Source organism: Staphylococcus sp. GDX7P312P, from assembly GCF_008385775.1.
GTDB classification, from domain to species: Bacteria; Bacillota; Bacilli; order Staphylococcales; family Staphylococcaceae; genus Staphylococcus; species Staphylococcus haemolyticus.
The window spans coordinates 1-6548 of record NZ_VUKI01000045.1 but is presented as its reverse complement, the minus strand read 5'-3'; the positions used below and the strand labels follow the sequence as shown (position 1 = coordinate 6548).

Below are 6548 nucleotides of genomic sequence, written 5' to 3'. Positions count from 1 at the left end.
CGGCGTCGAAAGAAAAATAAATAGACCGTACGAAAGAAAAAGCTATCTCACTTTATCTGGGGTAGCTTTTATTTTTTTATACCCTTATTCGCAATTTTAAGATACTTTTTAGAGCATTTAGGGGTTTATATATAATCATTTTATACTATTTATACCTAAAACGATTTAACGGCTCTTAAAACGCAAATATGAGCTAAATTTAAAAATCAGAAAAACAAACCTAAAGTTTTTGCTTAACCAGTGACGAATTTTTTTAGACACTGCCCAGTTATATGCAAATTAAAAATTGGCATAAAATCATTCAAGAAGTAGTTCTATTTTTTAGTTCTTGCAGAGGCATTTTTCTTTTAAAACACCAAAATTTTGAATTGGCTCCAAATTCTTTGTAAGAGCATAAGGGAAATTTGCCACCTTTTAAAAAGGTGGGTCTGGCGAAGCCAGACATTTCAAGGGTTACAACATTTTATATTAGGTGCCTAAAATTTGTTTTGTACCCAGAATGTACCCACAAGATATTGCGTTGTACCCATTTTGTACCCACATCATATTGTGTCTGTACCCAAAATGTACCCAGCCATTTTTAGCGTATTATCAACAAAAAAACGTTAAATTTTTCTAACGTTTAAGAAAATTTATTTTTATTTTTCTTCTTCAATTTCATCAATCACTTGATGATTAATTTCTTGTTTTTCACTTTCTGTTAAATCAAAGAGTTCACTCGTTAAATACTCTTTTTTATTCCAAATATAAAAATATACTGTCAAATCACCTTCTTTTAGAAAATGCCATTTGGCATGTTTTCCGTTCTATTTTATTTCTTTAGACAGTCTAAAATAAATAATACTCTGCTTTTCAATTAACATTTTATAGTTAATTAAAATTAAAAATTTTGAGTCACTTTTTAATAAAATTGAGCATAGAAACGTATAGAAATTGTTTTATTCTTTCTCTTTTTTTGAACTTAAAAATAAATAATATGATCATTATTGAATTTGATATTGAGAAAAAAGTATTTAATCAATTTCAAAAAGTGAAACAAATGTATGAATTGCTTAGATTACTTTTTTAGTGATTTTGTTGTTGAAATTAATACTAAAAGTAGTAGGATTAATAGGATTTGGGTAAAAAAATTAATCCTATTTATAGGATTGAGGATGACTGAAGCCTATGAAATCAACAAAAATAATAGTATTTAAACAATTTAAAGTGGTCTTGTAACAATTGTAAATAGTATGCAATATTAAGGGTTATAATCTCAATCAATTTCTATTTAATATTAACTCTAAATATTGTTATATCAATGTTTATAATAGTTTTAAAAAAAGTAATTAATCAAGGTGAATGTAAGATAATCCTTCAGCTATGCTGAATACCACCTTAGGTGGTACTGGATTCCCTTATGCTCATGTCAAATACTATCTGAAAATCCTATCATGTTTGTAATATTTCCAAAAACAAAACATGTTTGAAGACAAAAGTGGCTATTCTTTTCTTCATTTTTTACTTTAAGTGCTTATTTTTATTTTCAAAATAAGCATTGTTAGTAAAATAATTGGAGATAAAAAAAGAGAAAACTAAGTAAATATCTTTACTCAGTTTGGGATAGAAAAATTCAAATTTAAAATTACATTCGACCCATCTCTTTAACATTAACAACTTACTTTTTGTTTATGATGTATATCAATTGAATCTGAATTTTGATTTTATGGAATGATAAATTCAACTTTTTCTTTCCGATTTTACATTTTTAAAAGTTAAAACAACGCTAAATGATCATTTTACTTTTCTTCTTATGAAAAATTATTTGAGCCATTATTAAATGAATGATACTCGTTTATAGAAAAAAATAGGACTAAAACAGAAACGTTTTAGTCCCACCTACTTGCTTAACTACAGTTCATTTTCAGATTTACTCAATTGCCATTGAAGATAAAATTCGACTGCCGTTAAGAGAACATTAATTAATGCCAAAGTAACTTTAATCTTTTTCTTATTATTCATAAGTGATCCTCCTTTCTTTAATAGCAGCATGCTATGTTGTGAAATTGTGACATTGTATTGATGTTATTTTGTTATCTCCTCCCTTACCTTTCGTTTGGTCTAGGTGGTTGCTAAGGCAACCACCTGTTAATAAAAAAAGAGAACATCTATTTAAAGATGCTCTCTAATTGAATCATTATTGATTAAATAAAGAAGTGATTGGTAGATGGTCACGTCGTTTATTAAGCGTATGCATTTCAGCGAATTCAGACTTAAGAGATTTCATTAAGTATCCTTGCATGGCTTCAATGGTTTCATTTTTTTGAATAAGAATGGCTTTAAAACGTTTAAGAACGTGAAGTATTTCTATTTCCATATCTTCTAATAAATAATATGTATCAATAGAATTATTAAAGGACGTTTTGGCTTTTAACAATACAGATTTGATAATTTTAATTTCAGCTACTTCAAAGTTACTTAGATAGTTTTGAATACTTTTCGGTAGTTCTTCGAGTAATTGGAATTTTAAAGCTTCATTATTAAAGTTTGAATTATCGTGATTTGAATGATTTGTATGATTACTAGGAAAAGTTAGTTTATTATCATTCAAATCATTCGTATCATTACTCTCAGTCTTAATATAATCAGTATCATTATTCTCAGTATCATTAGACTGTGAATTTGGAAGTTCTTGACCACTTAAATTCACAGTTCTAGAACTTCCAAATTCATTGTTCTGGAACTGTGAATTTGGAAGTTCCTTGCTATGACTGGCTTTAATGTCATAATTAGGTTTTAATAAATATAATCTATTTGGTTTATTAAGGCCAACACGTTCTTGAGTTAGTAAATTAAAACTTATTAACTCTTTTTTTAATTTTATAATTTTTTGTTCTGCATAACCTAAGTATTCGCACAAATGTTTATTACTGAAAATAAAGTAAATGTTATTATTTTTATCTACCCATTCATTTTGGATGGATAATTCAAAGCGATCTTTTAATAACGCATACATAATTTTGGCTTCCGCCGACATTTTTTTAAAATATGCATCTTCGAATAAATATTTAGGTAGTTGATAAAACCTTTCAGTTTTTACTTGTGATAAATTGTATTTTTCAAAATTGGGCATAATAAAAACCTCATTTCCATTTTTAGGATTGAGGTAATAAAACAATTTTTACGTAAGTTATATGTTTTGTGCTTGCACTTAGATGATTAGATAGATATAATACAAGTATCAAAAAATATATAAACAAACGAGTGCGAATCGTTTTATTACCGAGAGTCAATGCTACGCCAATAGCATTGACTCTTTTAGTATTTATAAAGCAATATTAACACTTTTAAGAAAGTATATAAAGAGTTTTAAATGTAGTTAAAAGCACATTGCCATGGCAAAATGTGTAGTTCATTGTTTTAGTACCTAATTAAGATTCAAAAACATATTATAGGTAGCTAATTAGGTGCATATGTAGTAAATAGGTAGTAAATTTAGTGGTAATTGATGAAATAAACTTCATTAGGTGGTAAAATTTAGGTACTAAATTAGGTACCTAAGGGTGGATGTTATGAGAACTATTAAAATGGTTGCTGATGAATTAGGTGTAACTAAACAAACTATTGTTAATAATGCTAAAAGTTTAAATATAACTTTTGAAAAAGAAAATGGGATTAATTATATTGATGATAATGATTATTTGAAAATTATAGAAAAAATTACTAAGAAAGAGAGTACAATCCAAAATAAAGAATCAGTAAAAAAAGAATTGTTTGGTGAAAATACTGCAAAAGCAGAAAAGTATATATATAATAATTCAAATAGTTCTGAGACATTAAAAACAAAAGTAAACGAATTAGAAAAGCAAATAGAAATCTTTGAAACTAGAGCTAAAAATGATGAAAAATATATTGAGAATTTAACTAAGCAATTAGATCAACAAAATAGCAATGTTAATACATTAAATAAATTGTTGGAGAATCAACAAATATTAGCTTTAGAAAGCAATAAAAAAATTCAAAAACTAGAAAGCCAATTAGAAGAAGAAAGACAGCTTAATTATTCTTTTGATACAGCGACGAATAATAGACAAAATATTAATCCGCAAGAAGCAACTTTTACTGAAGAATCGCAAAATATCAACCAACAACAAACAAAGCGTCAACCAACAGAAGTAAATTACAAGGATATAGCCGAAGAGAAAAAGAATGATAGTACAGATGAAGGTGAATTAACAAAAGAGGATAAGTTCGTTGAAGAAACGAAGAGTGATCCTGATGATAATAGGGAGGTAGAACCACCTAAAAAGGGATTTTGGAGTCGATTCTTCGGTAATTAAAAATGAATGTAAAAGGTGTATCAAGGGGGTATAAATCTTTGATACACCTTTTATAGTGATGAAACTTCTGATAATCATCGATTATGTAAACAACAGACGTTTAAATATATCAAACAAGTGGAATTTCCAAAATAATAATTAATGGGAAAATAGTGATTGAAAACGAAGATGCACCCATATTTAAATATAGAGATATCAAAGGAGAATTTGAATTAGAAAATGTAACAACTATACGGTTCAGTGTGTTTAAAAGCAAATGAAACTGCAGGCGATATCTATTTTAGCATTATAGGTTTAAACATTGTTGAAGCGAATGTTTAAACCTAAATCAGAAGGGACCTTTTAGTTTTTGGTGTAACTGTAATTCAAGGAGGCTTATCAAAATTAATTACTGCTATTGTAGCATTCTAGTCAAGTAATAGGACGAAATTTCATTTATATAGCTATGAAATTAAGAATAATTGTTTATATAATTTAGTAATCGAAAATTTTTCACTTTATTATTTTGGAGTTATTCTTCTTCCTTTACCTAGTATTATTTGAATAATTGATGAGATTAGCATAACTAAGTTAAATATAAACATCAAAACAAAGATATGCCTGTCTGATTGAATAACAATATCTTGCATTTTTTTTATCCAAACTAATTTATTAAAAACAGTAAATGTATAATTACTATATAGAGATTGAATTGACTCTTGTATACTAGTACTCAAAAGATAAGTGATTAATGGCACAAGTATGGCAGACAAATAATTTCTAATCGTATGCATTGTTATAGATCTATTAGAAGCATATTTTAAATCTCCATCTAATAGTGTAGCCATGGCGCCGCTTAGTAAAGTCATACTTGTACCAAATCCAAGAAGTATTCCTTGGACATACAATAAGTGTATGTTTATATTGCTATTGATTGTAAGCCAATGTATTGTCAAGTACAAAATTGATATTGAACCTAGAGTACCTAAAATCCCTGCACCTAATGAGCTATAAAAAAACATTTTTATAAAACCTGTTATTATAACCCCTAAAAGAAAGAAAAAATAAAATTTCATTGTAATATCAAAAGGTAATTTTAAAGCTTTCATCAAAAAAACATTTATACCAGCTATGCCTGTCAATAAAGTTAGATGAGAAGATATGGCCATAAAAGATCCAATCATTGGTTTTTTGTGAAATAGAGAGGATAAAAAGATAATTGGATCCTCAGATTTTGAATTTGTATAAACAAAATTAACGAAAAATAGGAAACTTATTAATAAAAAAACAATCATATTGAAATCCAGTCTACTTTTTTGAGTAATCATTATCATAGGTAAAGTTAAAAAGATAGTTGAAAATATTAAAAACAACATAGGTAAATAATTAAACTTATCAAATCTTGAAACAGTTCCTTTATCATCTTCTATAAAGAAAACGCCTAAAATAAAGCATAATAAACTCGAAATTATGTTGATTATAAAAATCCATTTCCACTTATCCAATTCTAAAGATAGGCTGCCTGAAACTCCTCCAAGTGCATTAGCACCAAATAATCCAATTATTACAATTAATAAAAAAACATTCTTAAATCTTTTCGGAAAGCTTAGAAATAATTTAGGTAGAAGAGTAAAAAATAATATTCCAGTACTAAAACCTTGTATAATTTTTGCCAAAGATAGTGAAAAAATATCAAATGAAAGGATACCTATAATTGAACCTATAAAAAAGGAAAACAAAAAAAATAGTGCTATTTTTTTTGTTCCGAACTTATGTGCAAATATGTGTCCGAAAGGTACTCCTAAAGCAAACATGAAGTTCCCTATGATAGATGGAATAATTAATTGTTTTGATCCTATACCAAATGAAGTTTGTAAAATTCCTTGGTTCAAGCTATAAGCTAAATTGGAAAAAAATTGTGATCCTATACCTATAATTGTTAATACACTTATAATAAATAATTCAATGATTTTTGCCTTTTTTGTTACTAACATACTACTTCTATACTCCCTTTCTTCATAAGATTATACCACGCCTTATTTTAAATTTATATTTCTTTAACGCCCTAATGAAAAAACAATTTTTGAATTTACTTCAAATTTCATGTAAGAGCATAATTAGAATGTACTATTTTTTAAGATAGTTTTGACATATTCAGACATTACAAGATTTCTAGTCATTTCAAAATGTTATCAAAATTATTCTCTATACAATAATTAGCGATTTTTCGGTTCTGTTGCAAAGTAAAAA

Annotated in this window: 4 protein-coding genes; 1 reads left to right on the top strand and 3 read right to left on the bottom strand. The window is 27.0% G+C overall.

Annotation, left to right across the window (positions count from 1 at the left end):
* Positions 1-638 precede the first annotated feature (638 nt).
* Positions 639-764 (bottom strand): hypothetical protein, encoded by a 126-nt coding sequence (locus F1592_RS11315; protein WP_031886468.1) that lies wholly within the window; start codon positions 762-764, stop codon positions 639-641.
* Positions 765-2176: 1412 nt separating this feature from the next.
* The gene (locus tag F1592_RS11305) at positions 2177-3112 is read right to left on the bottom strand and encodes a replication initiator protein A (RefSeq protein WP_053022576.1); all 936 of its coding nucleotides are present in this window, start codon (positions 3110-3112) and stop codon (positions 2177-2179) included.
* A gap of 439 nt (positions 3113-3551) precedes the next feature.
* Between F1592_RS11305 and F1592_RS11300 the strand changes: the two genes are divergently transcribed.
* On the top strand, positions 3552-4319 hold the full coding sequence (locus F1592_RS11300) for a DUF536 domain-containing protein (protein ID WP_031886470.1): 768 nt from the start codon (positions 3552-3554) through the stop codon (positions 4317-4319).
* 500 nt (positions 4320-4819) lie between these two features.
* Here F1592_RS11300 and F1592_RS11295 read toward each other — a convergent pair whose 3' ends face one another.
* Positions 4820-6292 carry an MFS transporter gene (locus F1592_RS11295; protein ID WP_031886471.1) on the bottom strand — a complete coding sequence of 491 codons (1473 nt, stop codon included), beginning with the start codon at positions 6290-6292 and terminating at the stop codon, positions 4820-4822.
* Between the last annotated feature and the right edge of the window lie 256 nt (positions 6293-6548).